The sequence below is a fragment of the Bacillus sp. JNUCC-22 genome (assembly GCF_018861275.1).
In the GTDB taxonomy this organism is placed as follows: Bacteria; Bacillota; Bacilli; order Bacillales; family Bacillaceae; genus Bacillus; species Bacillus velezensis.
On sequence record NZ_CP076408.1, the window covers coordinates 2,582,469 to 2,608,576 of the forward strand.

A 26,108-nucleotide genomic window follows, 5' to 3' on the forward strand; every position below is an offset into this window, starting at 1 on the left:
ACCTCTTAGTTTAAACTGTCCAGATATCCTTGAAGGATCATGACAGCCGCCATTTTATCAATGACTTTTTTTCGTTTTTGCCTGCTGACGTCAGCCGCGATCAGCATTTTTTCAGCCGCCATCGTCGTCAGACGCTCGTCCCATAGCACAACAGGGACATTGTACGCTGTTTCAAGCAGTTTCGCAAATGTTTGGCTGGCTTCGCCTCTCGGACCGATCGTCCCGTTCATGTTTTTCGGAAAACCGAGCACGATCTTCTCTACATTATAGTCTTTCATCAGCTCGGATAAACGGTCCAGACCGTAATCTCCTTCAGCCTCGTTTATTTTTATCGTCTCAATGCCCTGAGCGGTCCAGCCCATTTCATCGCTTAAAGCTACGCCGAGTGTTTTCGTTCCAAGATCAAGTCCCAATATTCTCATGAATGTATTTACGCCTCTTTATGCTGTTCTAGATAGGATTTTACCAATTCCTCAATTAATTCGTCACGTTCCAGTTTGCGAATTAAGTTCCGGGCGTCGCGATGCCTAGGAATGTATGCAGGATCTCCAGACAGCAAGTATCCGACAATCTGGTTGATAGGATTGTACCCCTTTTCCTGAAGCGCATCATATACCGTATTCAGCACTTCTTCGACGTTTGTTTCAGCAGAATCATCGGAGAAATTAAATTTCATCGTTTTATCAAACGAGCTCACCGTTTTGCACCTCTTTCCCAAATTCGCAGGCAAAGTTCAGCCTGAGGTCCTCATCTTATCATCATTCTACACTAGTTGAAAGGATTATAAAACGGATTTTATCCAATCTTCCGCAGATGCGAGCGCCTCTTCCAATTTTTCAGGCTGCTTTCCGCCGGCCTGCGCCATGTCCGGACGGCCTCCGCCTCCGCCTCCGCAGACTTCAGCCGCTTGTTTGACCATTTTGCCGGCATGAAGGCCTTTTTCGATCAGGTCTTTCGTCACGCCTGCTGAAAGGTTGACTTTCTCGTTTTGCACGGCGCCGAGAATGATGACCGCAGAACCGAGCTTCGCTTTCAGATCATCCACCATAGTGCGAAGGTGGTTCATGTCTTTCGCATTTACTTTTTCAGCCAGCACTTTTACGCCGCCGATGTCTTTTACTTTAGACAGAATGGCTCCGGCTTCCACATTGCCAAGTTTGCTGAGCAATGATTCATTTTCTCTTTGCGCTTCCTTCAGCTCCGCTTGAAGAGACTGAATTCGCTTCGGTACGTCTTTTACGTTTGATTTCAGCTCGTCCGCAGCGTGCTGCAGAAGGCTGAGCTGGCTGTTCATTTCCTGATAAGCGCCTTTTCCTGTTACGGCTTCAATTCTTCGCGTCCCTGCGCCGATCCCTGATTCGGATACGATTTTAAACAGGCCGATTTCAGCCGTATTCGTGACATGGCATCCGCCGCAAAGCTCAAGGCTGTAATCTCCGACTTGTACGACGCGGACGATATCGCCGTATTTCTCGCCGAACAGGGCCATCGCGCCCATTTCTTTCGCTTCATTGATCGGTTTCAAATCAATCGCTACCGGAATGCTCTCCCAGATTTTTTCGTTGACGATTCCTTCAATGCGTTCAAGTTCTTCTTTCGTCACTTGACCGAAATGAGAGAAGTCAAAACGCAGACGGTTTTCGGTAACGAGTGAACCCGCTTGGTTGACATGTGTGCCGAGAACGTCTTTCAGCGCCTGGTGCAGAAGGTGGGTAGCCGTATGGTTTTTCACCACGCCGCTTCTCATTTGATCTTCAACTTCAGCCGTCACGCTTGCGCCTTTTTGAATCGTGCCGCTAGCCACCGTGCCTTCGTGTACATGCTGACCGTTCGGAGCTTTTTTCACGTCTTTAATGGTTACGACAGCCTGCTCGCTTCTCAGCACTCCTCTGTCACCGATCTGTCCGCCGCTTTCAGCATAGAAAGGCGTTTTGTCAAGAAGGATTTGGACGGTATCCCCTTCATGCGCCTCACTGATTAATTGCCCGTCATGAAGAAGCTCGATCACCTTCGCTTCAGCTTTTACGGCACTGTAGCCGACAAATGTGCTTTCTGCGGTAATGTCGCGCAATGCGCCGCCCTGAACCTGCATGCTTCCTACATCTTGGCGCGCATTTCTCGCCCGTTCACGCTGTTTTTCCATTTCGGCTTCAAAGCCTTTATGGTCAACCGTCATTTGCTCATCTTCCGCGTATTCCTCCGTCAATTCAACCGGGAATCCGTACGTATCGTACAGTTTGAATACGTCTTTTCCGGAGATGATGCCGCTGCCTTTTTCCTTCTCTTTCTTTATCACGTCGGATAAAATGGCCAGACCTTCGTTTAATGTTTCGTAGAAGCGCTCTTCCTCCGTTTTGATGACTTTGGCGATAAACTCTTGCTTTTCTTTCACCTCCGGATAGAAAGCGTCCATAATTCCTGCAACAGTCGGTACCAGTTCGTACATAAACGGACGGCTGATACCGATGGTTTTCGCGTATCGCACTGCCCGGCGCAAGAGGCGTCTCAGTACATACCCGCGCCCTTCGTTCGAAGGCAGCGCCCCGTCGCTTACCGCAAATGCGACCGTTCTGATATGATCGGCGATCACTTTAAAGGCCGTATCCTTCACTGCATCCTTTCCGTAGACATCTCCGGAAATGCGCTCTGTTGCTTCAATAATCGGCATAAACAAATCAGTGTCAAAGTTTGTCGGGACATCCTGAATCACGGAGACCATCCGTTCAAGCCCCATGCCCGTATCAATGTTTTTCTTCGGAAGCGGTGTGTACGTGCCGTCCGGGTTGTGGTTGAACTCTGAGAATACCAGGTTCCATACTTCAAGATAACGATCATTTTCGCCGCCCGGATACAATTCAGAATCTGACGGGTCATTGCCGTATTTCTCGCCGCGGTCATAGAAAATTTCCGTATTCGGTCCGCTCGGGCCTTCGCCGATATCCCAGAAGTTCCCTTCCAGACGGATGATTCTTTCTTCCGGAACGCCGATTTTTTCCGCCCATAGCGTATAAGCTTCTTCATCCTCAGGGTGAACCGTTACAGACAGCAGCTCCGGATCAAAGCCGATCCATTTTTCGCTCGTTAAAAACTCCCATGCCCACGTGATCGCTTCTTCTTTAAAATAATCACCGATGGAAAAGTTTCCGAGCATCTCAAAGAACGTGTGGTGGCGCGCCGTTTTCCCCACATTTTCAATATCATTTGTACGGATTGATTTTTGCGCGTTTACAATTCTCGGATTCTCCGGCACAACGCGGCCGTCAAAGTATTTTTTCAGCGTCGCAACGCCGCTGTTGATCCATAATAAAGACGGATCTTCATGCGGAACCAATGAGGCGCTCGGTTCAACGGCATGGCCTTTTTCTTTAAAGAAATCTAAAAACATTTGACGCACTTCAGCAGAAGTTAAGTGTTTCATCTATATTCCTCCTTATCACTACCCGAAATTCTCTTTTGCGACAGCAAAAAAGCTCTCTCCCTATGCAAACCATGCGTTCACACAGGGACGAGAGCTGTCTCGCGGTACCACCCTGATTACAGGCCGAAAAAGGCCTGTCACCTTTCATCCCGTAACGCAGGACTGCGGCAGCCTTTAACTGCACTCAGGATTAGCTTCGGCCGATCTTCTGCTGAAGCTCCTTTCAGCGTATCGGAGCTTCTCTCTTAAACAGGGCTTCGGCGTACTCATATCCGTCACTCGAGATTCGTATGTATTCTACTCGAAATTATAGACAAGCAGAACCCGAATGTCAATGTTCCGTCCTGATCCGCAAAAAGTGTATGGCCGTCACTTTTAAAACGGCTGCCGCCGGAACAGCGAGAATCATGCCGGGAATGCCCGCGAGCTCTCCGCCGGCAAGGAGCGCCAGCATGATCACGACGGGGTGCATTCTGAGACTGCGCCCGACAATAAGCGGGCTCAAAATGTTTCCTTCTATAAATTGCAGAATAAAAATCGTGACGATTACGATGATCACAGCTTTAGCAGAAATCGCCAGCGCAAGGAGCAGCGCCGGTACAGCGCCGATAAACGGACCGAAATACGGGATGACATTCGTAATCCCGATGGCAAGGCCCAAAATCAGCGGGTAAGGAAGCCCGAACAGCCAAAATGAAACGCCGGCTATTAACCCGAGCAAAAAACAAACGAGAAGCTGACCGCGGATGTAATCACCGAGAGAGTCGTCCACATCCCGCAGAAATTCACTCCCCCTTTTTCTCCAGGATTTCGGCGTCAAATACCAGACCGTCTTTTTCATGACGTCTATATCCTTCACCATATAGAACACGAGAAAAGGAATCGTCGCCGCGATCAGGATATAATCAAGCACGAAACGGATGCTTCTGATCGTGCTTTCAATCGTGCCGGCAAGAAACGTTTCTGTCTGCTGAATCATTTTGTCCATTCGATGGTGCATGCCGTCAGGCCAATGATCCGTGTGATTATGCAGATGCTTCAGCATGCTGTTATAGTTTTTGGCAAGACCGGGAATGCTCTCAGACAGATCCTGCAGCTGTTCAATTAAAACAGGAACCCCTTTATAAACCCCCCAGCCGATTCCGCCGAAAAACAGGCAATAAATCAGAAGCAGGCTTAAAGTTCTAGGCATCCCTTTTTTATGAAGCCATTCAGTAATCGGAAGTAAAAGATAAGCAATAAATACTGCGATGAATATAGGAATAAAGAGAGATTTTATAACAAGCCAAATGGGAGACCATAACATATCGAGCATGCAAAAGACATACACTGTTAACAAAACGAGCAGACATACAGCCGTCCACATTAAGAGCTGCAGCGGTTTTTGAAGCATGACGTTTCACCTCTTGCTTTATCTTTTGACAGAAAGCCGGAATTATTCCCGTTTCATAAACTCCGCCTTATGACGCAGACCTCTTGACGGAAACAATTATCAGAAATTACAAAATAATCTAAATAATATTCATAAAAATCTGCATAACTATCGTAATGTGTTAAGGGGTTTTAAAACTGTCCAGTCAATATGACTCATGTTTTTTAAGGAGGTTGGCCATGATTTCATTTCAGGATGTAAATAAGCACTACGGACATTTCCACGTGCTGAAAAACATTAATCTGCACATTAAAAAAGGGGAAGTCGTCGTTATCATCGGACCTTCAGGATCGGGAAAAAGCACGCTTCTCCGCTGCATTAATCAGCTGGAAACAGTTGATGGAGGCGCCTTAACGGTAAACGGCGTCTCCATCCATGACAAGAAAACGGATATAAATAAGGTCCGCCGCAATATCGGCATGGTGTTCCAGCATTTTCATCTGTACCCGCACAAAACCGTTCTGCAAAACATCATGCTCGCACCGATCAAAGTACTTAAGCAATCAAAAGAAGAAGCAAAAGAAACGGCCTTATACTATTTGAAAAAAGTCGGTATACCGGAAAAAGCGGACGCTTATCCTTCACAGCTTTCCGGCGGCCAGCAGCAGCGTGTCGCCATCGCCAGGGGGCTTGCGATGAAGCCCGAAATTATGCTGTTTGATGAACCCACATCTGCGCTTGATCCGGAAATGATCGGGGAAGTGCTGGATGTCATGAAAACACTCGCAAAGGAAGGCATGACCATGGCAGTCGTCACACATGAAATGGGATTCGCAAAAGAAGTGGCGGACCGCATCGTGTTTATCGACGGCGGAGCCATCTTAGAAGAAGCTGCACCGGCTGAATTTTACGAAAGCCCACGTGAAGAGAGGGCGCGTTTATTCTTAAGCCGTATTTTAAATCACTGAAAAGAAACGGAGGAGTGCTTATGTCACGTGTAACAAAATGGTTGTCATTCGGGTTGATATCACTGCTGGCCGTCTTTATGCTGGCCGCCTGCGGAGGGAAAGAAACGTCCGGAGATTCAAAAGGAACGGGAAAAGACACGTTAGCCTCTATTAAAGACAGAGACAAAATCATCTTCGGCGTCAAAACCGACACGAGGTTATTCGGGCTGAAAAACCCAAGCTCCGGTGATATTGAAGGCTTCGATATTGATATCTCAAAACAGCTCGCAAAAGATATTCTGGGGGATGAGAAGAAAGCGGAATTTAAAGAAGTGACGTCAAAAACGAGAATTCCGATGCTGCAAAACGGCGATATCGATGCCATCACCGCCACGATGACGATAACGGATGAGCGGAAAAAAGAAGTTGATTTCTCAGATGTTTATTTTGAAGCCGGGCAATCCCTGCTCGTCAAAAAAGGAAGCAGCATCAAAAGCACCGAAGACCTGGGAAAAGGCTCAAAAGTATTGGCGGTAAAAGGCTCTACTTCCTCACAAAACATCAGAGAAAAAGCGCCTGACGCCTCAGTGCTGGAATTTGAAAATTACGCCGAAGCGTTCACTGCGCTTAAAGCGGGACAGGGAGATGCGCTCACAACCGATAATGCGATTTTATACGGCATGGCAGATGAAAATAAACAATATCAGCTGACAGGCGAAACCTTCACCGATGAACCTTACGGAATCGCCGTCAAAAAAGGCCAATCCGGACTCATCAAGGAAATCAACGCCTCTTTGAAAAAAATGAAAGCCGACGGCAGGTATGAAAAAATCTATAAAAAATGGATTAAAGAAGAACCGGCAAAATAGAAAGGACCGCGGGATGAGCAGGCATGCTCATCCCCGTTTTATAAGGAGTGACATAGATGAACTTTTCAATTTTAACGGAAAACTTCGATATGTATATGGACGGTTTCCTGCACACATTGCTTGCGAGCTTCATCGCGCTGGCAGGCAGCTTTGCGCTGGGCGTTCTGATCGCAGTCATGAGAATCACGGCTTTCAAACCCCTTCAATGGATCGGCACTGCGTATGTGGAATTTATCCGGAACATCCCGCTTCTCCTCATCACATTCGTTTTTTATTTCGGACTTCCGAACGTCGGGCTGAGACTGGACGGCTTTCAGGCGGGAACGATTGCGCTTACGATATACACGTCCGCCTTTATCGCAGAAGCCATCAGAGCCGGAATTCAGACTGTCTCCAAAGGGCAGATGGAAGCGGCCAGATCGTCAGGCTTCACCTACAGTCAGGCGATGAGATATATCATTCTTCCTCAGGCCGTAAAGATCGTGATTCCCCCGCTCGGAAACCAATTTCTCAACCTTGTCAAAAACTCATCAATACTCGGAGTGGTGGCGGGACTCGATTTGATGTATCAGGCGGATCTCGTTTCCTCAAGCACTCTTGTCGTGTTTGATGTCTATATTTTCGTCGCGCTTTTTTATTTGATAGTAACGATCCCGCTCAGCATCGGGGTTCACTATTTGGAAAGACGTCTCGGAAAGAGTTATTAGAGAAGGAGAGTGAAAAACATGGATTTTAGCGGCGCCTATACACCTGACCATCTGCTGTTTTTATGGGACGGCTTTTTGGTCACACTTTATGTTGCGCTGATCTCCATTGTCCTGAGTTTTATTTTCGGGCTTGCCGCCGGCACTTTGCGCTATGCGAAAATTCCTATCGTCTCGGGCATTATAGCGGCCATTGTGGAAACCATCCGCAACCTGCCGCTGTTATTAATCATTTTCTTTACGTTTTTTGCCCTTCCGGAAATCGGGATCAAGCTGGAAATTACCGCGGCCGCCATCACGGCGCTGACGATTTTTGAATCGGCCATGCTGTCAGAAATCATCAGAAGCGGTTTGCAATCCGTTGACAAAAGACAGATTGAAGCGGCGCGTTCTTCAGGACTGACGTACACGCAGACTCTTTTTCTCGTCGTCATGCCGCAGGCGCTCAGGCGTATGGTTCCTCCGATCGTGAGCCAGTTTATCTCCTTATTAAAGGATACGTCACTTGCGGTCGTCATCGCTCTGCCCGAACTGATTCATAACGCGCAGATCTTAAACGGACAAAGCGCTGACGGAGGGTATTTTTTCCCGATCTTTCTGCTGGCGGCCCTGATGTATTTCGCGGTCAATTACAGCCTGTCTCTCGCGGCCAGACGGCTGGAAGCGAGACAAACGTAAAAAGGATACTTCCGAAGAAGTATCCTTTTTTCTGCTTAAAACATTTTCATGACTCGTCTTCTCATCCGTTTCATACCTTTTTTATTCAGCATATCGGACTGAGAAGCCATACGATACATAACGGCTCCAGCTCCTAAAGCCAACAGAGAGGTCATTGTTCTGCCCATCGCGCGTATCTCCTTTCAACTTTAAAAATTGATACTGCGTTCGTCTTCAGAAAACAAATCATCAAGACTGCTTAATGTGCCGTCTTCCTCTACTTGATGTGTCGCAATTTTGCCTTTGGCCACCGTCAGCTCAATGAAGCAGCCCCAGCAATAGTATTGGTTTACGCCGATTTTGCCGATATCTTTACTTTTGCAGTTCGGACATACAAGCACAGACTACACCTCTTATCCGTTCAGGACGATGCCTTCTTTCCCCGCTTCAATAAGCGTATCGGCGGCGCGGCGCACTTGGCGTCTGCCAGCCAGATCTGAAAAGAAGCCGTCCGAGAGTTCATATGCTACGATTATGCCCTTGTCCAAACAAAAGTATACATCTTCCAGCAAACCGAACATTTCACCATCGGGCGATTTCACCGGCTGCATTTTAATCTGTTCAAAGGTGAAACAGCTCTTCGGCAAAGGCTGCAAATGAGCATGACCGGCAGCTACGGCTTCTTGTTCCATCTCTTTTATATCACTTGCCTCTAAAAAAAGATGGCGGTTGTGAAACAGGCGTTTCTGCTCCAGCACGAAACCGAGAAACCGGCCGTCCAGAGAGAAACATACATCCGATATCATCCCGAGACTGCGCCCGGTGTTTTCGTCATATACTGTTCGTCCTTCAGCTGCATGGCATGTTCTCAAAGTGTGATCAACCACCTTTTGTTGAACACGTATAGGTTTTGCCAAGAAGCCGGGCAGCATACTTTGAAATGACTTCCACAGGCGAAAACCCGGAGCATGTTTATGATCCGGGTTTTATTTACGCTTTTTCTTCCATAAAGTCAAACGGCGTGATGCCTTCCATTCCGATGTTCGCATCATATACACTGAACGGCAGCTCTTTTTGCAGGGCGGCCAGTTCTGCATCCATCTCTTCAGTCTGCTCTGTGAGCCTGTTTTTAAGCGACGTCTGTCTGACGGTGGCATCATTGTTTTTGACGCCCCATTCAAGCGCTTCTTCTTCTCCGCAAAGAATCAGAAATTTTTTCGCCCTTGTTATGGCGGTATAAAGCAGATTTCTCCTGAGCATTCGATAGTAGCCTTTGACGACAGGCAGGACGACAATCGGGAATTCGCTTCCCTGCGACTTATGAATGGAACAGCAGTAAGCGTGGGTAAACTGGCTGAAATCCTTTTTCGTAAAGGTGATTTCGTTGCCGTCAAACGAGACGACGACCATGTCTTCTTTTTCCGTATTTTCTTTGGCATAAAAAATGGACACAATTTCGCCGATATCGCCGTTAAACACATTGTTTTCCGGCTGGTTGACAAGCTGTAATATTTTATCGCCCGTCCTGTAGACGACATCACCGAATTTCAGCTCCCGCCTTTTTTCTTTCGGCGGATTCATGATGTCTTGAAGAAGCATATTCAGCTCGTTAATTCCCGCTTTTCCCCTGTACATCGGGGCAAGCACTTGAATATCCCTGGAGGTATACCCCTTTTTTAACGCGTTCGAGACGACCTGATCCACGACTTCTTTAATCTGTGAAGAATTGCAGCGGATAAATGAGCGGTCCTTTGTCGGCGCGGTCAGCCCCTTTGGAAGCAGTCCTTTTTTCATATCATGCGCAAGTTCCACAATGGATGATCCTTCAGCCTGACGGTAAATATCTGTCAGGCGCACGGTCGGCAGCACCTCAGAAGCCAAAAGGTCTCTGAGCACCTGCCCCGGTCCTACAGAAGGAAGCTGGTCTTCATCACCGACGACAATGAGCTGAATGTGCTTAGGAAGCGCCTTAAACAAATGGCTGGCGAGCCAGATATCGAGCATGCTCGCTTCGTCTATAATGATCAGTTTCCCTTCAATCGGCTGATCTTCATTGTAGGTAAAGCCTTCAGCGCCATTCCAGCCAAGCAGCCTGTGAATCGTAACAGCCGGCAGACCCGTAGATTCGCTCATCCGTTTTGCGGCTCTTCCCGTCGGCGCGGCAAGCAGCACCGGGAACGCCTCGTCTTTTTTATAATCACCGGGGTCAAGCGATACTCCGTGCAGTTCACTGTATAATTCCACGATTCCTTTAATAACGGTCGTTTTCCCCGTCCCAGGTCCTCCAGTCAGTAAAAGCATCGGTGAAGACAGCGCTTTTTGAATGGCATCCTTTTGGCTTGGTGCGTATTGAACATTCATCCGTTCTTCCAGTTCACCGAGCGCAAGCAGAAATTCCGATTCAGGAAATTGATCGGCATACTCCGTCTGAGCCGCAATGTCGAGCACGCGTTTTGCGACATTTTGTTCGGCGTAAAACAAGGACGGAAAATAGCAGCGCTCTCCTTCAATGACGATATCCTTACTCTCCCCGAGGGCGATGATGCCGTCAGCCGCATCCATCTCCGTGACGCGGCCGCCTTCAGCTGACTGATTCAGAAGCGTTTGCGTATTGATAATCAGCTGCTTTGTCTCTATGTACGTATGGCCTTCTGAAAGACAGGTCGATTCAATCGTATATAAGATTGCCGCTTTGATCCGCTCCGGGTGGTTTCCTGACAGACCCATTTTTCCGCCCAGCTCGTCAGCTTTCACAAAGCCGATGCCTTCAACGTCTTTTACAAGCTGATAAGGATTTTCCTGAATTTTCTCCAGGGTTTCCGTTTCGTAGGCCTGATATATTTTCATTGATAGCTGGGGCCCGAAACCGTATTGGTTCAGAGAGATCATAATCTGCTCAAGCCCCTGATGCCGCTGCAGCTCTCCGGCAAGCTTATCCGCTTTCTTTTTCGACATTTTCGGCACATCGTAAAGCACCGACGCATCCGTCAGAATTTTATTGAGCGCGCCGTCTCCGAGCTTTTTGACGATTTCTTCCGCCGTTTTTTTTCCGATTCCTTCAAACAGATCACTTGATAAGTAGTGAATGATCCCTTCTTTTGTGGTCGGAATTTCTTTTTTAAAGTGTTCAGCCTGAAATTGCAGGCCGAATTTAGGATGCGTGGCGGTTTTTCCATAAAATGTGTAGGTCTCATCTTCTTGCAGCAGAGGGAAGTAGCCCGTTACGGATACGACCTTGTCTTCGATCGCCTCAGACGTTTCTGCAACTTTGACTTTCAGCACTGTATACAGGTTGGTGTCATTATGATAAATGACCGTATGAATGACGCCTTTTACATACGGCTGTTCTTCGATGTTCAGCTGATCCACGAGCCTTCCCTCCTTTTGTTATGACTGGGTGATAAGCTGTTTCGCATGAAGCGCAAGCATATGATCAGGCTGTATGCCGATTGCGCCTTCCAGCATCTCAAGCGCCTTTTCACGATTTTCTTTGTACGCGTAAGCGACTCCGGCATTATAAAATGCGTCCGCGTGGCTTGGGTCCTGCTCGATCACCGTCTCAAACTGCGCCAGAGCTTCATCCAGCATTTCTTCATTTGCGAGGCACATTCCGAACTGGAAGCGTGCTTCCGTGTCATTTTCGTTTAATTCAACGGCACGCTGCAAATACGGCAGCGCAAGCTTCGGCCGCTCTAATTTAACGAGAACGGTCCCCAGCATATAAAACAAATCTCCGTTTTCCATTCCGGAGCGAAGCGCTTTTTCAAACATATCCTTCGCTTCGGAAAACGATTCTTTCATCACATATACGTTTCCCGCACCGTAATAAGCGGCTGCCGCCGAATTGTCCAATTCGAGCGCTCTGTTATAGAATGCAAGCGCCCGTTCGAGTTCGTTCACAGAAGAAAGCAAATTTGCGAAGTTGATATACGGCACCGGATCTTGCCCGTTTTCCTCAATCGCTTTCGTAAAAGCCTCTGCCGCTTTTTCAAAATCGCCCTCCTGCATGGCGTCAATCCCGATTTTATTATAATCCATTTTTAACTTCCTTTCGCTAAAAAACCCCAACATGCGAGTTGAGGTTTTTTACATGTGTTATACGTACCACAGTTTTGTTCCGTCTTTATAAACGTCGTCTATCGTTCCGCCGCCGAGGCACTCTTCTCCGTCATAAAAAACGACGGCTTGTCCCGGCGTAACGGCGCGTACCTGCCCGTCAAAAATGACTTCCGCTTCATCATCACCCGTCATTTTCACCGTTACTTTGTGATCTTCCTGACGGTAGCGGAATTTCGCCGTGCATGTCATTTCGCCGCCGTCCATCAGACCGGGACGCGTCCAGCTGACATTTGTCGCCGTGATCTTATCGGAATACAGAAGCGGATTATGGAATCCTTGATCAACATACAGAATGTTTTTTTCAAGATCTTTACCGACGGCGAACCACGGCTCGCCGCTTCCGCCGATTCCAAGACCGTGGCGCTGTCCGATTGTATAATACATCAGACCGTCATGACGCCCTTTTACTTCTCCGTCCATTGTCATCATATCGCCCGGCTGAGCGGGGAGATATTGGCTGAGAAACGTTTTGAAGTTGCGTTCGCCGATAAAGCAGATTCCCGTGCTGTCTTTTTTCGCAGCTGTCGCAAGGTCCGCTTCTTTGGCGATTTCCCGCACGCGGCTTTTTTGCAGATCACCGATCGGGAACATGACTTTGCTGAGCTGTTCCTGATTGAGCTGATTCAGAAAATAAGTCTGGTCCTTGTTTTCATCCAGACCGCGGAGCATGCGCACTGTACCTGCGCTTCTGTCCACGCGGGCGTAATGGCCCGTCGCAAGATAATCCGCGCCGAGTGACAGAGCATGATCCAAGAAAGCCTTAAACTTAATTTCTTTATTGCACATGACATCCGGATTGGGGGTTCTTCCGGCTTTATATTCATCAAGGAAATATTGAAATACCTTTTCCCAATATTGCTTCTCAAAATTGACGGCATAATACGGAATTCCGATCTGGTTGCAGACCCGGATGACGTCTTCATAATCTTCCGTCGCCGTGCAAAAACCGTTTTCGTCCGTATCATCCCAGTTTTTCATAAAGATTCCGATTACATCGTAGCCCTGCTCCTTCAGCAGAAGGGCCGCCACGGAAGAGTCCACGCCGCCGGACATGCCGACTACGACTCTTGTATCCTCCGGCCGTTTTTCCATTTGCATTCACTCCATTAAAAACGTAAGTCCGCCGTTTTAAGCAAGCCGTTTAACGACGGCGGCAAGCTTTTCGGCGGCTGTTTCGATTTGTTCCGCCGTATTGCCGAGGCCGAAGCTGAGGCGGATTGACGAAGTCAGCCTGCCGCTCTCACTTCCGAACATGGCCGTAAGCACATGGGACGGAAGAACGGATCCTGCCGTACAAGCAGATCCGCTGGAGACGGCAACGCCTTCCATGTCAAGATTGACCAGCAGCGCTTCCACCGGCACACCGGGAAAGTAAAGGTTTAAAATATGAGGCAGGCATTTCTCGGCATCTCCGTTCACCTCCGCTGTGACGCCGGATTTTTCCAGCGTGCTCATGATAATGTTCTTAAACTCCTTATACTTCGCTGTTTTCTCTTCCCTCTCACGGTTTGAAAGGACGACCGCTTCTTTTAAGCCGGCGATGCCCGGTACATTTTCCGTCCCCGCGCGGCGCTTTCGTTCCTGCTCTCCCCCGAGAAGAATCGGTGACAGCTTCACCTCTTGATTTACATATAAAAAGCCTGTCCCTTTAGGCCCGTTAAGCTTGTGACCGGAAACAGACAGCATGTCAATTCTGCTTTTTTTCACGTCAATCGGCATATAACCGAATGCCTGGACGGCATCTGTGTGAAAATAGGCCTGATGCCCGCTTAACAGCTCTCCGATTTCGTCAATCGGCTGAATGGTACCGACTTCGTTATTGCCATACATGACGGTAACAAGGATTGTATCATCACGGAGCGCTTCTTTCACCTGATTTGCACTGATCCGTCCTGAAGGGCCGGGGATGAGGTATGTCACCTCAAAGCCGTCTTCTTCCAGCTTTTCGCAGGCGTGCAACACAGCATGGTGCTCAACAGCGGTCGTAATGATATGCTTTCCTTCATTCTTCCGGGCGGCAGCCGTTCCGAAAATCGCTAAATTATCAGCCTCCGTGCCCCCGCTTGTGAAAATAATTTCCTGTTCTTTCGCACTGATTTCGCGCGCGATGTCCGCTCTCGCTTCATCGACCCATTTCCGGGATTCTCTTCCGAATGAATGAATGCTTGACGGGTTGCCGAAACTGCCGAAGAAATGGGGCTTCATCTCTTCGAGCACACGCTCATCCATCGGGGAAGTCGCGGCATGATCTAAATAAATCCGTTCCATTGTCTGTACACCTCTGGTTTAAATATAGAACATATAAGCTTCCTGCTCGCCGTCCGTGTAGCTCGCAAGGTCTTCTAACGTCGTGCTGTCCAGCACGTCTTTTACAGCGTCGCGGATGCGGATCCATAACTCCCGCTTGGCAGGCTCTTCATCCTCAAGCACTTCTACCGGGCTGATCGGCCCTTCCAGCACTCTGATAATATCTCCGGCCGTTATCTCTTCAGGCTGGCCCCCGAGCACGTAACCCCCGTAAGCGCCTCTGATGCTTTTTACGAGTCCGGCGTTTCTGAGCGGTGATACAAGCTGTTCCAAGTAATGCTCAGAAAGGCTGTTTGTTTGGGCGATGCTTTTGAGCGACGTCGGACCGTCTCCGTGCTTTTTCGCCAATTCAATCATAATGGTGAGCCCGTATCTTCCCTTTGTCGATATTTTCAATATGAACACCCCAGTCAATTCTAATTGTTAATTTATACAAGTAAATGGATATGAATAATCTGTTTAGTATCTTATAGACCAACTGTTATTATAACATAACTTATCCTAATTTTCATTGAAACACGGGGCCCGCCGCAATTCGCTTTTCTAATCGTCCGTTTTCCGTTACCCTGTATATGTAAGGAGAGATGTACATGAAACCACTGGCGTATCGGATGCGGCCTGCCAATATCGAAGACATTATCGGCCAGGAACATTTGGTCAAAGAAGATAAAATCATCGGCAGAATGGTGCGTGCAAAGCACTTATCATCCATGATCCTGTACGGACCGCCGGGCATCGGAAAAACGTCCATCGCCACAGCGATCGCAGGATCGACAAGCATCGCATTCAGGAAATTGAATGCCGTCATTCATAATAAAAAAGACATGGAGATTGTCGTACAGGAAGCGAAAATGTCAGGCCAGGTCATTTTAATCCTTGACGAAGTGCACAGGCTTGATAAGGGAAAGCAGGATTTTCTGCTGCCCTATTTAGAAAACGGCATGATTATTTTAATCGGCGCGACAACCGCCAACCCTTATCATGCCATTAACCCGGCCATCAGAAGCCGGACCCAGATATTTGAGCTTGAACCGTTAACACCCGATCTGATCAAGCAGGCATTGAAAAGAGCGCTCACAGATGAACACCGGGGACTCGGTTCTTACAGCGTTTCGGTGGACGACGACGCGATGGATCATTTCGCACAAGGGTGCGGGGGAGACGTCCGCTCCGCTTTGAACGCACTGGAGCTTGCCGTGCTCTCCACAAAGGAATCAAGCGACGGCACGGTCCGGATTACACGGGAAACAGCGGAAGAATGTCTGCAGAAAAAAAGCTATACTCATGATAAAAACGGCGATGCGCATTATGACGTCTTATCCGCCTTCCAAAAATCGATCCGAGGCTCGGACGCAAACGCCGCCCTTCATTATCTGGCCCGTCTGATCGAAGCCGGCGATCTTGAAAGCATATCAAGAAGGCTTCTCGTGATCGCCTATGAAGATATCGGCCTCGCAAGCCCGCAGGCAGGCCCCCGGGTGCTGAGCGCGATTCAGACCGCAGAACGGATCGGCTTTCCGGAAGCGAGAATTCCGCTGGCCAATGCGGTAATCGAATTATGCCTCTCGCCAAAATCAAACTCCGCCATCTCAGCCGTTGATGAGGCGCTCAAAGACATCAGGACGGGTAAAATCGGCGATGTGCCGAAACATTTAAAAGACGCCCACTATAAAGGGGCCCAAGAGCTCGGACGCGGGATCGGATATCAATATCCTCATGATTTCGAGAACGGATGGGTCGAACAGCAATATTTACCTGATCCGTTAAAAAACAAGCAATACTATAAACCGAAACAAACGGGGAAATTTGAAGCCGCCATAAAGCAAGTGTATGAAAAACTGATGAAGCAGAAAAAATAACCGGACAAGGACACCCTATGTGTTCTTGTCTTTTTTGATACCGGCCAAAATCTTTCGTGTAAACGGCGGATTCAAATAAAAAAACAGCCTTTCCTGAAGAAGGCTGTTTTTCTTTTTATTTATCTTTAACCCGTTTAATGTCGATGTCCTTTAAGAGCTCCATAACAACATGTCCGCCCATAATCAGACCGGCCACTGACGGAACCCAGGCGTTGGAAGACGGCGGCATTTGCGCTTTGCGGATTTTCGCTTCATCATTCCCGACTTCTTTTCTGACGTCTTCACGGATGACGATCGGGCTTTCATCAGAAAAAATGACCTGTACGCCTTTTTTAATGCCCTCTTTGCGAAGCCTTGTGCGGACGACTTTGGCAATCGGATCGGTATGGGTTTTTGAAATATCAGCAATCTGAAAGCGTGTCGGGTCTGTTTTATTCGCCGCTCCCATGCTTGAAATCAGCGGAACATTCCGTTTCAGACATTCTTTCATCAGATGAATTTTATAATGAATCGTATCCGACGCGTCAATGACGTAATCGAGCGGATGCTCAAAGAACTGCTCATACGTCTCTTCCGTATAAAACATTTTTAAGGCGACGACATCGCAATCCGGATTAATATCCGCGATCCGCGCTTTCATCAAGTCTGTTTTCGGCTGTCCCACCGTCGACAAGAGCGCATGCAGCTGGCGGTTTACGTTTGTAATGTCAACATCATCTTTATCGACAAGCACGATCCGCCCCACTCCGGACCTCGCCAATGCTTCGGCTGCGAATGAACCGACTCCGCCGACGCCGAGAACGGCCACCGTGCTGTTTTTTAACGTGTCCAGCCCTTCTTTTCCAATCGCTAGCTCATTTCTGGAAAACTGATGTAACAAGAACCTCACTCCACATTCTGGTTTTATAAACTCGGCTTGTCAAAAAGCCGCTGGTTTTAGCGCACAAAAAATAAAGTCCCAATTGTGCCGTTGCAGCTTTCCTTCGTTTTGAACCCGCTCTCAGCAGGTGGGTGCCCTTTTTTAAATCTTGTAAGTCCTCTTAACGAATGAAAAGAGGCATGTACGCCATTTAAAAATGCGGGCTCCCAAATCAAAAAAATGTTCGGTCAAAACTAGGTGTACAACTAACACATCAGGACTTTATTTAACTTGTCAAAATCATATCACAGCAGATTTTGATTTTCAAGAAACAAACTGCTGATCTTTACTGTTTCACTTTTCTTTTGACAGAAAGGTGAAGTTCTTCAAGCTGGGCGTCGCTCACTTCGCCGGGCGCTTCCGTAAGAAGGCAGCTTGCGCTTGCCGTTTTCGGGAAAGCGATCGTATCTCTTAAGTTTGTGCGGCCTGCAAGAAGCATAACCAACCGGTCTAAGCCGAGCGCGATTCCGCCGTGCGGAGGGGCGCCGTATTCAAAGGCTTCAAGAAGGTATCCGAACTCCTCCTCCGCTTCTTCTTTTGTAAAGCCGAGAAGCCCGAACATTTTTTTCTGAACGTCTTTTTCAAAAATACGGATTGAGCCTCCGCCGAGTTCATAGCCGTTTAAGACAAGGTCGTAAGCCTGCGCTTTCATATCTTCAGGCGCCGTTACAATCAGGTCAAGATCTTCACGGACAGGCATTGTAAACGGATGGTGAGCCGCATAGAAACGGCCTTCCTCCTCGTCATGCTCCAGTAACGGCCAGTCCACAACCCACAGGAAGTTGAAGAGGCTTTCGTCAATCAGGCCGCGTTCTTTGCCGAGCTTTAAGCGAAGCGCGCCGAGGGATTGAGCCACAACCTCAAACTTATCAGCGCCGAACAGGAGCAGATCGCCTTCAGAAGCATCAAGCGCTTCAGCCAGTTTTGCCTGCTTCTCTTCATCAAAGAATTTCGCAATCGGGCCTTTTACGCCGTCAGCTTCAACTTTCACCCAAGCGAGACCTTTCGCGCCGTAATTTCCGGCAAAAACGCCGAGCGCATCGATATCTTTTCTGGAATAGTCGCCGGCAGCGCCTTTGACATTGATCGCTTTTACAACGCCGCCGTTTGCCACGGCTGATGAGAACACCTTAAATTCAGTATCTTTCACTATGTCTGACACGTCCGTCAGCAGCATGCCGAAGCGGGTGTCAGGCTTGTCGGAACCGTAGCTGTTCATCGCTTCTTCATATGTCATTCGCGGAAGCGGCAGCGGTACTTCAACACCTTTTGTTTCAAGCATGACTTTCGCCATCATCTCTTCCGCCAGAGCCATGATGTCCTCTTGACTCATAAAGGACATTTCGATATCAATCTGCGTAAATTCCGGCTGGCGGTCGGCACGCAAGTCTTCATCGCGGAAGCAGCGGGCCACTTGATAATACCGTTCAAAGCCCGACACCATCAGAAGCTGTTTAAAAATCTGCGGCGATTGCGGAAGGGCGTAAAATTCTCCTTCATGCACCCGGCTCGGCACTAAGTAATCACGGGCGCCTTCGGGAGAGCTTTTTGTTAAAATCGGTGTTTCAATATCAAGAAATCCGTTTTCATCCAAGAAATGGCGGATGGATTTTGTGACTTGGTGGCGCATTTGCAATGTTTGAAACATCGCCGGGCGGCGCAAATCCAAATAGCGGTGTTTTAACCGGACGTCTTCAGAAACGTCAGCCGCCTGGTCACTGATCGGAAACGGAGGCGTTTTCGCCGTACTGAGCACCGTCACCGCTTCAGCTTTGATTTCAATTTTACCGGTTTTCAGGTTGGGATTCACCGTGCCTTCTTCACGGGCAGAAACCGTGCCTTCGATATCAAGCACATATTCGTTTCTGATTGCTTCCGCTGCGGCAAGGGCTTCCTTCGATACGTCAGGGTTGAACACGACTTGCACAATACCCGAGCGGTCGCGCAAATCAATGAAAATCAAGCCGCCGAGATCGCGCCGCTTCTGCACCCACCCTTTCAGTTTGACGGTTTCGCCAATCGCTTTTTCAGTTATCTCGCCACAATAATATGTTCTTCCAAACATAGCGTTCCTCTCCTTCACTGCTTTTGATCTGCCTTTAACACTTGTATCAGCTCGTCTAACACCACTTCACGCTGCTCTCCTGTTTCCGCATCTTTTACATTGATTTTATTTTGGGCAAGCTCATCTTCCCCTAAAATCGCAATAAAACGTGCGCCGAGACGGTCAGCTGTTTTAAATTGGCCCTTCATCTTTTTATTTTCATAATCGATTTCACTTGAGATGCCCGCTTCTCTCAGTTTGTACACGAGGGAAACGGAATAATCCTTCGCTTTTTCTCCGAGCGTCACGATGTAGCAGTCAATCCCCTGATTGACGGGAAGCTCTGTTTTCTCAGCGTCAATGGCTGCCAGCAGACGTTCGATGCTCATCGCAAATCCGATACCCGGCGCTTCAGGTCCGCCGATCTGTTCAACAAGCCCGTCATAGCGGCCCCCGCCGGCAAGGGTTGTAATCGCTCCGAATCCTTCGGCATTGCTCATAATTTCAAAAGCGGTATGGTTATAATAATCAAGCCCTCTGACAAGGTTCGGATCTATTTCGAACGGGATGCCGAGATCGTTTAAGTATTGTTTTACTTTCTCAAAATAAGCGGCTGATTCTTCATTTAAGTAATCAAGAATGGACGGAGCCGTTTTCATCAGTTCATGCTCTCTGTCTTTCTTGCAGTCAAGAATTCTGAGCGGGTTTGTGTGCAGACGCGACTGGCAGTCTGAGCAAAACTCTGCGATGCGCGGTTCAAAATGTTTGACGAGCGCTTCCCGGTAGGATTTGCGGCTCTCCTGGTCACCAAGGCTGTTCAGCACAAGCTTGACATGTTTCAAACCGGCTTTACGGTAAATACTCATCGCAAGCGCAATGACTTCTGCATCCACGGCCGGATCTTTGGAGCCGATCGCTTCAATTCCGAATTGATAGAATTGGCGGAAACGCCCCGTCTGCGGACGTTCGTAACGGAACATCGGTCCGACATAATAAAGCTTCGTCGGCTGCACCGGGTTCGCAAATAATTTATTTTCATTGAACGCGCGGACTGCGGCGGCCGTTCCTTCCGGCCGAAGCGTCAGGCTTCTCCCTTTACGGTCTTCAAACGTGTACATTTCTTTCTGCACGATATCTGTAGACTCACCGACGCCTCTTGCGAACAATTCCGTATGTTCGAAGATCGGCGTGCGGATTTCTTTATATTGATAAGTGCGGCACGTCTCCCTCATAATTTGTTCGACGAACTGCCATCTGTCTGATTCACCCGGCAGTATGTCCTGTGTGCCTCTTGGAATGTGATATGCCATGTTACAGGCCTCCTTAATGTCTTTCTTCAAATAAAAAAACTCCCGCTCCTACTATACATGTATAGTAGGGACGAGAGTTATACCCGTGGTGCCACCCTAGTTGGAATGCCGAAGCATCCCCGCTCTGACCTTTAACGCAGGTTCACGTCCGCTGCCTAATGACTTGCAAAAGCGTTCAGCAGGGAACCTCCGGAGTGTTGTTTCGAGAAAGATGCAGTGCGGATCCGCTTTCAGCCCGGGACGGTTCCTCTCTTTTCCATGCATTCTGACCTACTCTTCTCCATTATCGGTTCAAAATCGTTATCATGACTTATGTACATCAATTTCTATTATAATAATGGGATTGCACTCCCCTGTCAAGTTTTATTCCGTCTGTTTTTCCTTGCGACCGCTTCTTTCGATAAGAGACCGAACTCCGTCGCCGTCTCTTCAAGAAAACCCGTCTTTTCTCTATCGCTCTGATCACTGAAGTGCAGATTTCCTTCCGCATCGTGCAGCGCGCGTCCCATTTTTGGTTGATATTTCATGATTTGCACACCTTTTCGCTGTATTTATGACTAGTATAAACAAACCATTTTATTTTTATTTAACATTCAGCAAGGAAAATACGATATTATACAAGAATGTATTTTAGTTAGTTCAGAAAGGAGGACAGCCATGAAGAAGAGAACTCTTGCTCTTATTTTATGCGGCGTCATCATCACAGCGCTTCTTCCGTCATTTCACACCGCAATCGCCGCAGAGGGAGAAGCGGTCATCGCGACAGACAAGATCAATGTCAGAGGCGGTCCCGGCCTGAGCTACGGAATAAAGGCTGAAGTAAAAAAAGGGGAAAGATACCCGATCGTTAAAGAAGAGGGAGACTGGGTACAGCTTCAGCTGAGCCCCGGTAAAACCGGATGGGTCGTTTCCTGGCTGATATCAAAAACAGCCGGGGGAGCAGACCATTCATCCGCAAAAAGCGGAACGGTCACTTCCACCGATCCTGACCTCCGCATCAGAAAAGGCCCGGGGACATCGTATGAAGTCATCGGCAAACTTCCGCAAGGCGCGCATGCATCCGTGCTGGACAAGAACAGCGGATGGGTGAACATTTCTTATCAAGGCACAACCGGGTGGGTTTCTTCCGAATACGTCACCGCGGACAACGGCGGATCGGATACGAAAGCAACTTCGGCCCGAAGCGGGTCAAAAAGCGGGACGGTCGGCGTTTCTTCATTGAATGTCAGAAGTGCAGCGTCACATGATTCAGCGATTATGACTAAATTATCACGCGGAACAAAGGTTTCCATCTTAAGTGAAGACCACGGCTGGCTGAAAATTGAAGCAAACGGTCAAAAAGGCTGGGCAGCAAGCCACTACATCATAAAGGATTCTGACTCATCGGGCAGCGCATCCGGCTCGGGAGACGGTTCTGCGGGCTCAGGCTCCTCGAAAAAAGCGTATATTGTTTACGGCGGCACCAACTTAAGGAGCTCGGCCTCGACTTCCGCTTCTATCGTAAAAAGAGCAGATAAAGGCGCAGCCTACCCGATTGTCGGCTCAAGCGGCAAATGGTATGAAGTCCGGCTTGAAAACGGACAAACCGCATATGTGGCAGACTGGGTCGTACAAACGTCAAAAAGCGGTGAGGAAACAGGCGAAGCACCTTCTCCCAACACGTCAGGCGGCAGCGGCTCACTTAAAAACAAAACGATCGTCGTTGATCCCGGACACGGAGGAAAAGACAGCGGAACGATCGGCTACTCCGGAAAGTTTGAAAAAAACGTAACGATTAAAACAGCTAAGCTGTTAGCCGGAAAATTGAGAGCGGCCGGTGCAAACGTGTATATCACCAGACAGGATGATACATTTATCAGCCTGCAGGCCAGGGTTTCAACCTCTCATTACCGGAATGCGGATGCCTTTATCAGCATTCACTATGACAGCTATGCCGATACGTCAACGCGGGGAAGCACGGCTTATTATTACAGTCCGTCTAAGGACCGCCAGCTTGCCTCAGACGTCCATTCTGAAGTAGTGAAGCGTTCCCCTATTCCTGATCGCGGCGTTCTGTTTGGCGATTATTACGTCCTGAGGGAAAATAAACGGCCTGCCATGCTGTATGAGCTCGGCTATCTCAGTCAACCGCAAGAAGAAACAATCATACATAGCGGCTCTTATCAGGAAAAAGTGACAGACGGAATTGAAAGCGGATTGGAACATTATTTTCAATCATAAAAAAAAAGCTGCCGAACGGCAGCTTTTTTATTGTTTAGAATCCATAATCAATGTAATCGGCCCGGAATTCGTCAGCTGAACATCCATCATGGCTCCGAATATTCCGGTTTCCACTTTGACTCCTTTTTCCCGAAGGAGTTCGTTCCACTTTTCATAAAGGAGCACAGCCTGATCCGGTTTAGCCGCATTCATAAAATTCGGGCGTCTCCCTTTCTTTGTTTCGCCGTAAAGCGTAAACTGGGAAACGGATAAAATCTCCCCGCCCGTATCCAAAAGCGATAAATTCATCTTGCCGCTTTCATCATCAAATATCCGAAGATTCACGATTTTATCCGCCAAGTAAGCGGCATCTTCTTCTGTATCTTCATGAGTGATGCCGACAAGCGCCATAATACCGGGTCCGATCCGGCCGGCGACAGCGCCGTCAACCGTCACACTCGCTTCTGTTACACGCTGAACAACTAATTTCATAGCAAGCTCCTTTTAGTTCATTACCCGCCGGACTGAATAGATGTCTCTGATCTGCTTAATCCGCTCGACCACTTTGTGCAGATGGTTAATGTTTTGAATAAAAATCGCCATATGAATCGTAGCGACTTTATTGCGGTCGGATTTGCCGGAGACAGAGGAGATGTTGGTTTTCGTTTCATTTACGGCTTGGAGCACCTCATTTAAAAGCCCGAGACGGTCATACCCCAAAATCTCAATCTCAACGTTATATTCTTTGCGTCTTTGAACCTGTGATTCATGCTCCCATTCAACGGGAATCAGACGTTCCTGCGCTTCATTCGTTTTGACGTTCGGACAGTCATCCCGGTGAACGGATACACCGCGCCCTTTTGTAATAAAACCGACGATATGGTCGCCCGGCACCGGGTTGCAGCATTTCGACAAGCGGACGAGAAGGTTGTCAATGCCTTTTACGCGCACACCCGCTTCCCGTTTTCTCCCTTGAGGATAATGTTTCGGCTCGGAAGTGACTTCCTGAACGATTTTTTCCTGCTCTTCCTGGTCACGCAGCTTCCGTTCTTTTTCGGTGAGCCTGTTGGCCACCTGAAGAGCGGTAATGCCGTTATATCCGACCGCCGCGTACATATCCTCTTCATTTGAGAAATTGAACTTGTCGGCAACTTTTTGAAGATTTTCGAGCGTTAAAACATCTTTCACTTCAAAATCAAGATTTTTAATTTCTTTCTCGACAAGCTCACGGCCTTTTTCGACATTTTCTTCACGGCGCTGTTTCTTAAAGAATTGGCGTATTTTGTGTTTCGCCTGGGACGTCTGCGCCAGTTTGACCCAGTCTTGACTCGGACCGTAAGAATGCTTGGACGTCAGAATCTCGACGATGTCGCCCGTCCGGAGCTTATGGTCAAGCGTCACCATTTTTCCGTTCACTTTCGCCCCGATTGTTTTATTGCCGATCTCTGAGTGGATCCTGTAGGAAAAATCAATTGGCACAGAGCCTGACGGCAGTTCAATGACATCGCCTTTTGGCGTAAATACGTATACCATGTCAGAAAACAGATCGATTTTCAGCGATTCCATAAATTCTTCCGCATCGGTAGACTCGTTTTGGAATTCCAGAATTTCACGGAACCAGGACAGTTTTTTCTCAAATGTCGCTTCTTCGTTTGCAGCCTTGCCTTCTTTATAAGCCCAGTGTGCGGCCACCCCGTATTCAGCGATCTCATGCATCTCAAACGTTCTGATCTGCACTTCCAGCGGATCGCCTTTAGGCCCGATTACGGTCGTATGCAGAGACTGATACATATTCGGCTTAGGCATCGCAATATAATCTTTGAATCTGCCAGGCATCGGCTTCCAGCACGTATGAATAATGCCGAGTACGGCGTAGCAGTCTTTAATGCTTCCGACAAGAATACGGACGGCGAGCAGATCATATATTTCATTGAACTGTTTATTTTGCAGCGCCATCTTGCGGTAAATGCTGTAGATGTGCTTCGGACGTCCTGAAAAGTCCGCTTTGATATTCACTTCTTCGACGCGTTTTTTCACTTCATTGACAACCTCTTCGACATAAAGTTCGCGTTCCGCGCGCTTTTTCTTCATGAGATTGACGATTCTGTAATATTGCTGAGGATTCAAATAACGGAGAGCGGTGTCTTCCAGCTCCCATTTGATTTTAGAAATCCCGAGCCGATGGGCCAGCGGAGCGAAAATCTCCAGCGTCTCATTTGAAATTCTCCGCTGCTTTTCCTGCGGAAGATGCTTTAACGTCCGCATATTGTGAAGGCGATCCGCCAGCTTGATCAATATGACTCTGATATCCTGAGCCATAGCGACAAACATTTTTCGATGGTTTTCCGCCTGCTGCTCCTCTTGAGATTTATACTTAATTTTACCGAGCTTCGTCACGCCGTCGACAAGCATCGCCACTTCTTCAGAAAATGCTTCCTTCAGGTCGTCGAGGGTGACATCCGTGTCCTCTACCACATCATGCAGAAATCCGCCCGCAATTGTGGAAGGGTCCATTTCCAGATCGACGAGGATCCCCGCCACCTGAATCGGATGAATGATGTACGGCTCACCTGATTTGCGGTACTGTTCGCGATGCGCGTTTTGCGCATACAGGTAAGCTTTCTCAACAAACGCAATCTGCTCCTCCGGCAGATAAGTGCGCGCTTTATCTATTACTTGCTCGGCAGTCAATACTTGTTCGTTCGCCATGGAATCACCTTTTTTAAATGTAAACTGTATTAGTTTATTATCAAGAAAAAAACGAGAGATGTAAAGGGCAGAAGTTCAAAACACCTAAAGAATCTGTCAGGATGATGAAATAATAGGAAAAAAGCACCCTGACACGAGTGCTTTTTTCCATATGCGGTTAATATTTCATTAATGTTAAAATATCGTAATCGTCAAGCTTGTCTCTGCCGTCAAGGTAAGAAAGCTCGATTAAGAACGCAATACCGGCTACAACGCCGCCCAGTTCTTCGACTAGCTTAATCGTTGCTTCGATCGTGCCGCCTGTTGCAAGCAAGTCATCAGTAATCAGCACGCGCTGTCCCGGCAGAATCGCATCTTTATGAATTGTCAGTACGTCTTTTCCGTACTCCAAACCGTAATCGACTTTAATGACCTCACGCGGAAGTTTTCCTTCTTTCCGAACCGGCGCAAAGCCGACTCCGAGAGCGTATGCAACCGGACAGCCGATAATAAAGCCGCGCGCTTCAGGCCCGACAACTAAATCAATTTCTTTTTCTTTTGCATATTCAACAATTTGGTCAGTGGCGTAACGGTATACGTCGCCTTTGTCCATCAATGTCGTAATATCTTTAAATTGTACGCCTTCTTTCGGGTAATCGGGCACAATTGTTACATATTTTTTAAGATCCATCTGTT

Annotated in this window: 25 protein-coding genes, 1 other RNA gene and 2 other annotated features; of the genes, 6 read left to right on the top strand and 20 right to left on the bottom strand. The window is 48.1% G+C overall.

What is annotated here, in order from left to right:
* Positions 1–5: 5 nt before the first annotated feature.
* The 4 genes from ruvX to JNUCC22_RS12460 form a co-directional block, all read right to left on the bottom strand.
* Complete coding sequence (gene ruvX, locus JNUCC22_RS12445) at positions 6–422, bottom strand: Holliday junction resolvase RuvX (RefSeq protein WP_003152750.1); 417 nt, start codon at positions 420–422, stop codon at positions 6–8.
* 8 nt (positions 423–430) lie between these two features.
* A complete protein-coding gene (locus JNUCC22_RS12450) occupies positions 431–697 on the bottom strand; it encodes an IreB family regulatory phosphoprotein (RefSeq protein ID WP_012118070.1) in 267 nt (88 codons plus the stop codon).
* A gap of 84 nt (positions 698–781) precedes the next feature.
* A complete protein-coding gene (gene alaS, locus JNUCC22_RS12455; protein ID WP_216061771.1) occupies positions 782–3,418 on the bottom strand; it encodes an alanine--tRNA ligase in 2,637 nt (878 codons plus the stop codon).
* A gap of 80 nt (positions 3,419–3,498) precedes the next feature.
* Positions 3,499–3,706: a binding site (T-box leader), on the bottom strand.
* Between the two features lie 43 nt (positions 3,707–3,749).
* Entirely contained in the window at positions 3,750–4,811 is a 1,062-nt protein-coding gene (locus JNUCC22_RS12460) for an AI-2E family transporter (protein ID WP_216061772.1), read from the bottom strand.
* A gap of 218 nt (positions 4,812–5,029) precedes the next feature.
* Here JNUCC22_RS12460 and JNUCC22_RS12465 point away from each other — a divergent pair, with 218 nt between their 5' ends.
* Genes JNUCC22_RS12465 through JNUCC22_RS12480 form a run of 4 tightly spaced genes read left to right on the top strand, consistent with a single transcriptional unit; the run spans position 5,030 to position 7,988 of the window.
* Entirely contained in the window at positions 5,030–5,758 is a 729-nt protein-coding gene (locus tag JNUCC22_RS12465) for an amino acid ABC transporter ATP-binding protein (RefSeq protein ID WP_007408209.1), read from the top strand.
* Positions 5,759–5,778: 20 nt separating this feature from the next.
* A complete protein-coding gene (locus JNUCC22_RS12470; RefSeq protein WP_007408208.1) occupies positions 5,779–6,606 on the top strand; it encodes a transporter substrate-binding domain-containing protein in 828 nt (275 codons plus the stop codon).
* A 56-nt stretch (positions 6,607–6,662) separates the two neighbouring features.
* Positions 6,663–7,313: an amino acid ABC transporter permease gene (locus JNUCC22_RS12475; protein WP_061860749.1), complete on the top strand. Its 651-nt coding sequence runs from the start codon at positions 6,663–6,665 to the stop codon at positions 7,311–7,313.
* Positions 7,314–7,331: 18 nt separating this feature from the next.
* Positions 7,332–7,988 carry an amino acid ABC transporter permease gene (locus JNUCC22_RS12480; RefSeq protein WP_216061773.1) on the top strand — a complete coding sequence of 219 codons (657 nt, stop codon included), beginning with the start codon at positions 7,332–7,334 and terminating at the stop codon, positions 7,986–7,988.
* Positions 7,989–8,023: 35 nt separating this feature from the next.
* On the opposite strand, the gene JNUCC22_RS12485 is transcribed toward JNUCC22_RS12480, so the two are convergent.
* The 8 genes from JNUCC22_RS12485 to cymR form a co-directional block, all read right to left on the bottom strand.
* Positions 8,024–8,155 (bottom strand): YrzQ family protein, encoded by a 132-nt coding sequence (locus JNUCC22_RS12485; protein WP_003152741.1) that lies wholly within the window; start codon positions 8,153–8,155, stop codon positions 8,024–8,026.
* A 21-nt stretch (positions 8,156–8,176) separates the two neighbouring features.
* Positions 8,177–8,368, bottom strand: coding sequence for a hypothetical protein (locus JNUCC22_RS12490; protein ID WP_003152738.1), 192 nt, complete (start codon positions 8,366–8,368; stop codon positions 8,177–8,179).
* A gap of 12 nt (positions 8,369–8,380) precedes the next feature.
* On the bottom strand, positions 8,381–8,839 hold the full coding sequence (locus tag JNUCC22_RS12495; protein WP_045208344.1) for a PRC-barrel domain-containing protein: 459 nt from the start codon (positions 8,837–8,839) through the stop codon (positions 8,381–8,383).
* Positions 8,840–8,957: 118 nt separating this feature from the next.
* Positions 8,958–11,336 (bottom strand): SF1B family DNA helicase RecD2, encoded by a 2,379-nt coding sequence (locus tag JNUCC22_RS12500; RefSeq protein ID WP_007408204.1) that lies wholly within the window; start codon positions 11,334–11,336, stop codon positions 8,958–8,960.
* Between the two features lie 18 nt (positions 11,337–11,354).
* Positions 11,355–12,005, bottom strand: a complete 651-nt coding sequence (locus tag JNUCC22_RS12505; protein WP_007408203.1) for a tetratricopeptide repeat protein — start codon at positions 12,003–12,005, stop codon at positions 11,355–11,357.
* Positions 12,006–12,062: 57 nt separating this feature from the next.
* On the bottom strand, positions 12,063–13,178 hold the full coding sequence (gene mnmA, locus JNUCC22_RS12510; protein WP_044801636.1) for a tRNA 2-thiouridine(34) synthase MnmA: 1,116 nt from the start codon (positions 13,176–13,178) through the stop codon (positions 12,063–12,065).
* A 36-nt stretch (positions 13,179–13,214) separates the two neighbouring features.
* On the bottom strand, positions 13,215–14,354 hold the full coding sequence (locus JNUCC22_RS12515; RefSeq protein WP_095284141.1) for a cysteine desulfurase family protein: 1,140 nt from the start codon (positions 14,352–14,354) through the stop codon (positions 13,215–13,217).
* An 18-nt stretch (positions 14,355–14,372) separates the two neighbouring features.
* Positions 14,373–14,789, bottom strand: a complete 417-nt coding sequence (cymR, locus tag JNUCC22_RS12520; RefSeq protein WP_003152730.1) for a cysteine metabolism transcriptional regulator CymR — start codon at positions 14,787–14,789, stop codon at positions 14,373–14,375.
* A gap of 194 nt (positions 14,790–14,983) precedes the next feature.
* Here cymR and JNUCC22_RS12525 point away from each other — a divergent pair, with 194 nt between their 5' ends.
* Positions 14,984–16,252, top strand: coding sequence for a replication-associated recombination protein A (locus JNUCC22_RS12525; protein WP_029326053.1), 1,269 nt, complete (start codon positions 14,984–14,986; stop codon positions 16,250–16,252).
* A gap of 115 nt (positions 16,253–16,367) precedes the next feature.
* Here the strand turns inward: JNUCC22_RS12525 and JNUCC22_RS12530 are convergent, their stop codons facing one another.
* The 5 genes from JNUCC22_RS12530 to JNUCC22_RS12550 all read right to left on the bottom strand — a co-directional run bounded on the left by JNUCC22_RS12530 (position 16,368) and on the right by JNUCC22_RS12550 (position 21,052).
* On the bottom strand, positions 16,368–17,132 hold the full coding sequence (locus JNUCC22_RS12530) for a tRNA threonylcarbamoyladenosine dehydratase (RefSeq protein WP_015240289.1): 765 nt from the start codon (positions 17,130–17,132) through the stop codon (positions 16,368–16,370).
* A gap of 71 nt (positions 17,133–17,203) precedes the next feature.
* Positions 17,204–17,395: non-coding RNA, 6S RNA (gene ssrS / locus JNUCC22_RS12535), on the bottom strand.
* Between the two features lie 62 nt (positions 17,396–17,457).
* A complete protein-coding gene (gene aspS, locus JNUCC22_RS12540) occupies positions 17,458–19,236 on the bottom strand; it encodes an aspartate--tRNA ligase (protein WP_216061774.1) in 1,779 nt (592 codons plus the stop codon).
* A gap of 14 nt (positions 19,237–19,250) precedes the next feature.
* Complete coding sequence (hisS, locus tag JNUCC22_RS12545) at positions 19,251–20,525, bottom strand: histidine--tRNA ligase (protein WP_007408198.1); 1,275 nt, start codon at positions 20,523–20,525, stop codon at positions 19,251–19,253.
* A gap of 63 nt (positions 20,526–20,588) precedes the next feature.
* Positions 20,589–20,821, bottom strand: a binding site (T-box leader).
* 60 nt (positions 20,822–20,881) lie between these two features.
* Positions 20,882–21,052 carry a YrzK family protein gene (locus JNUCC22_RS12550; RefSeq protein WP_087920774.1) on the bottom strand — a complete coding sequence of 57 codons (171 nt, stop codon included), beginning with the start codon at positions 21,050–21,052 and terminating at the stop codon, positions 20,882–20,884.
* A 130-nt stretch (positions 21,053–21,182) separates the two neighbouring features.
* Between JNUCC22_RS12550 and JNUCC22_RS12555 the strand changes: the two genes are divergently transcribed.
* On the top strand, positions 21,183–22,745 hold the full coding sequence (locus tag JNUCC22_RS12555; RefSeq protein WP_061046588.1) for an N-acetylmuramoyl-L-alanine amidase family protein: 1,563 nt from the start codon (positions 21,183–21,185) through the stop codon (positions 22,743–22,745).
* Between the two features lie 27 nt (positions 22,746–22,772).
* Here the strand turns inward: JNUCC22_RS12555 and dtd are convergent, their stop codons facing one another.
* From dtd to JNUCC22_RS12570, 3 genes are all read right to left on the bottom strand, one after another.
* The gene (dtd, locus tag JNUCC22_RS12560) at positions 22,773–23,216 is read right to left on the bottom strand and encodes a D-aminoacyl-tRNA deacylase (RefSeq protein WP_007408194.1); all 444 of its coding nucleotides are present in this window, start codon (positions 23,214–23,216) and stop codon (positions 22,773–22,775) included.
* 12 nt (positions 23,217–23,228) lie between these two features.
* Positions 23,229–25,433 (bottom strand): GTP diphosphokinase, encoded by a 2,205-nt coding sequence (gene relA / locus JNUCC22_RS12565; RefSeq protein WP_003152716.1) that lies wholly within the window; start codon positions 25,431–25,433, stop codon positions 23,229–23,231.
* A 157-nt stretch (positions 25,434–25,590) separates the two neighbouring features.
* Entirely contained in the window at positions 25,591–26,103 is a 513-nt protein-coding gene (locus tag JNUCC22_RS12570; RefSeq protein ID WP_003152714.1) for an adenine phosphoribosyltransferase, read from the bottom strand.
* Between the last annotated feature and the right edge of the window lie 5 nt (positions 26,104–26,108).

Bases quoted from the DNA above. Each gene is read 5' to 3' on its own strand.
- JNUCC22_RS12515 (WP_095284141.1), bottom strand. From the start codon at position 14,354: ATGGAACGGATTTATTTAGATCATGCCGCGACTTCCCCGATGGATGAG.
- JNUCC22_RS12505 (WP_007408203.1), bottom strand. From the start codon at position 12,005: ATGGATTATAATAAAATCGGGATTGACGCCATGCAGGAGGGCGATTTT.
- ruvX (WP_003152750.1), bottom strand. From the start codon at position 422: ATGAGAATATTGGGACTTGATCTTGGAACGAAAACACTCGGCGTAGCT.
- dtd (WP_007408194.1), bottom strand. From the start codon at position 23,216: ATGAAATTAGTTGTTCAGCGTGTAACAGAAGCGAGTGTGACGGTTGAC.
- JNUCC22_RS12480 (WP_216061773.1), top strand. From the start codon at position 7,332: ATGGATTTTAGCGGCGCCTATACACCTGACCATCTGCTGTTTTTATGG.
- JNUCC22_RS12460 (WP_216061772.1), bottom strand. From the start codon at position 4,811: ATGCTTCAAAAACCGCTGCAGCTCTTAATGTGGACGGCTGTATGTCTG.
- JNUCC22_RS12465 (WP_007408209.1), top strand. From the start codon at position 5,030: ATGATTTCATTTCAGGATGTAAATAAGCACTACGGACATTTCCACGTG.
- JNUCC22_RS12485 (WP_003152741.1), bottom strand. From the start codon at position 8,155: ATGGGCAGAACAATGACCTCTCTGTTGGCTTTAGGAGCTGGAGCCGTT.
- JNUCC22_RS12475 (WP_061860749.1), top strand. From the start codon at position 6,663: ATGAACTTTTCAATTTTAACGGAAAACTTCGATATGTATATGGACGGT.
- JNUCC22_RS12525 (WP_029326053.1), top strand. From the start codon at position 14,984: ATGAAACCACTGGCGTATCGGATGCGGCCTGCCAATATCGAAGACATT.
- aspS (WP_216061774.1), bottom strand. From the start codon at position 19,236: ATGTTTGGAAGAACATATTATTGTGGCGAGATAACTGAAAAAGCGATT.
- JNUCC22_RS12555 (WP_061046588.1), top strand. From the start codon at position 21,183: ATGAAGAAGAGAACTCTTGCTCTTATTTTATGCGGCGTCATCATCACA.
- mnmA (WP_044801636.1), bottom strand. From the start codon at position 13,178: ATGGAAAAACGGCCGGAGGATACAAGAGTCGTAGTCGGCATGTCCGGC.
- JNUCC22_RS12470 (WP_007408208.1), top strand. From the start codon at position 5,779: ATGTCACGTGTAACAAAATGGTTGTCATTCGGGTTGATATCACTGCTG.
- relA (WP_003152716.1), bottom strand. From the start codon at position 25,433: ATGGCGAACGAACAAGTATTGACTGCCGAGCAAGTAATAGATAAAGCG.
- JNUCC22_RS12550 (WP_087920774.1), bottom strand. From the start codon at position 21,052: ATGAAATATCAACCAAAAATGGGACGCGCGCTGCACGATGCGGAAGGA.
- hisS (WP_007408198.1), bottom strand. From the start codon at position 20,525: ATGGCATATCACATTCCAAGAGGCACACAGGACATACTGCCGGGTGAA.
- alaS (WP_216061771.1), bottom strand. From the start codon at position 3,418: ATGAAACACTTAACTTCTGCTGAAGTGCGTCAAATGTTTTTAGATTTC.
- JNUCC22_RS12570 (WP_003152714.1), bottom strand. From the start codon at position 26,103: ATGGATCTTAAAAAATATGTAACAATTGTGCCCGATTACCCGAAAGAA.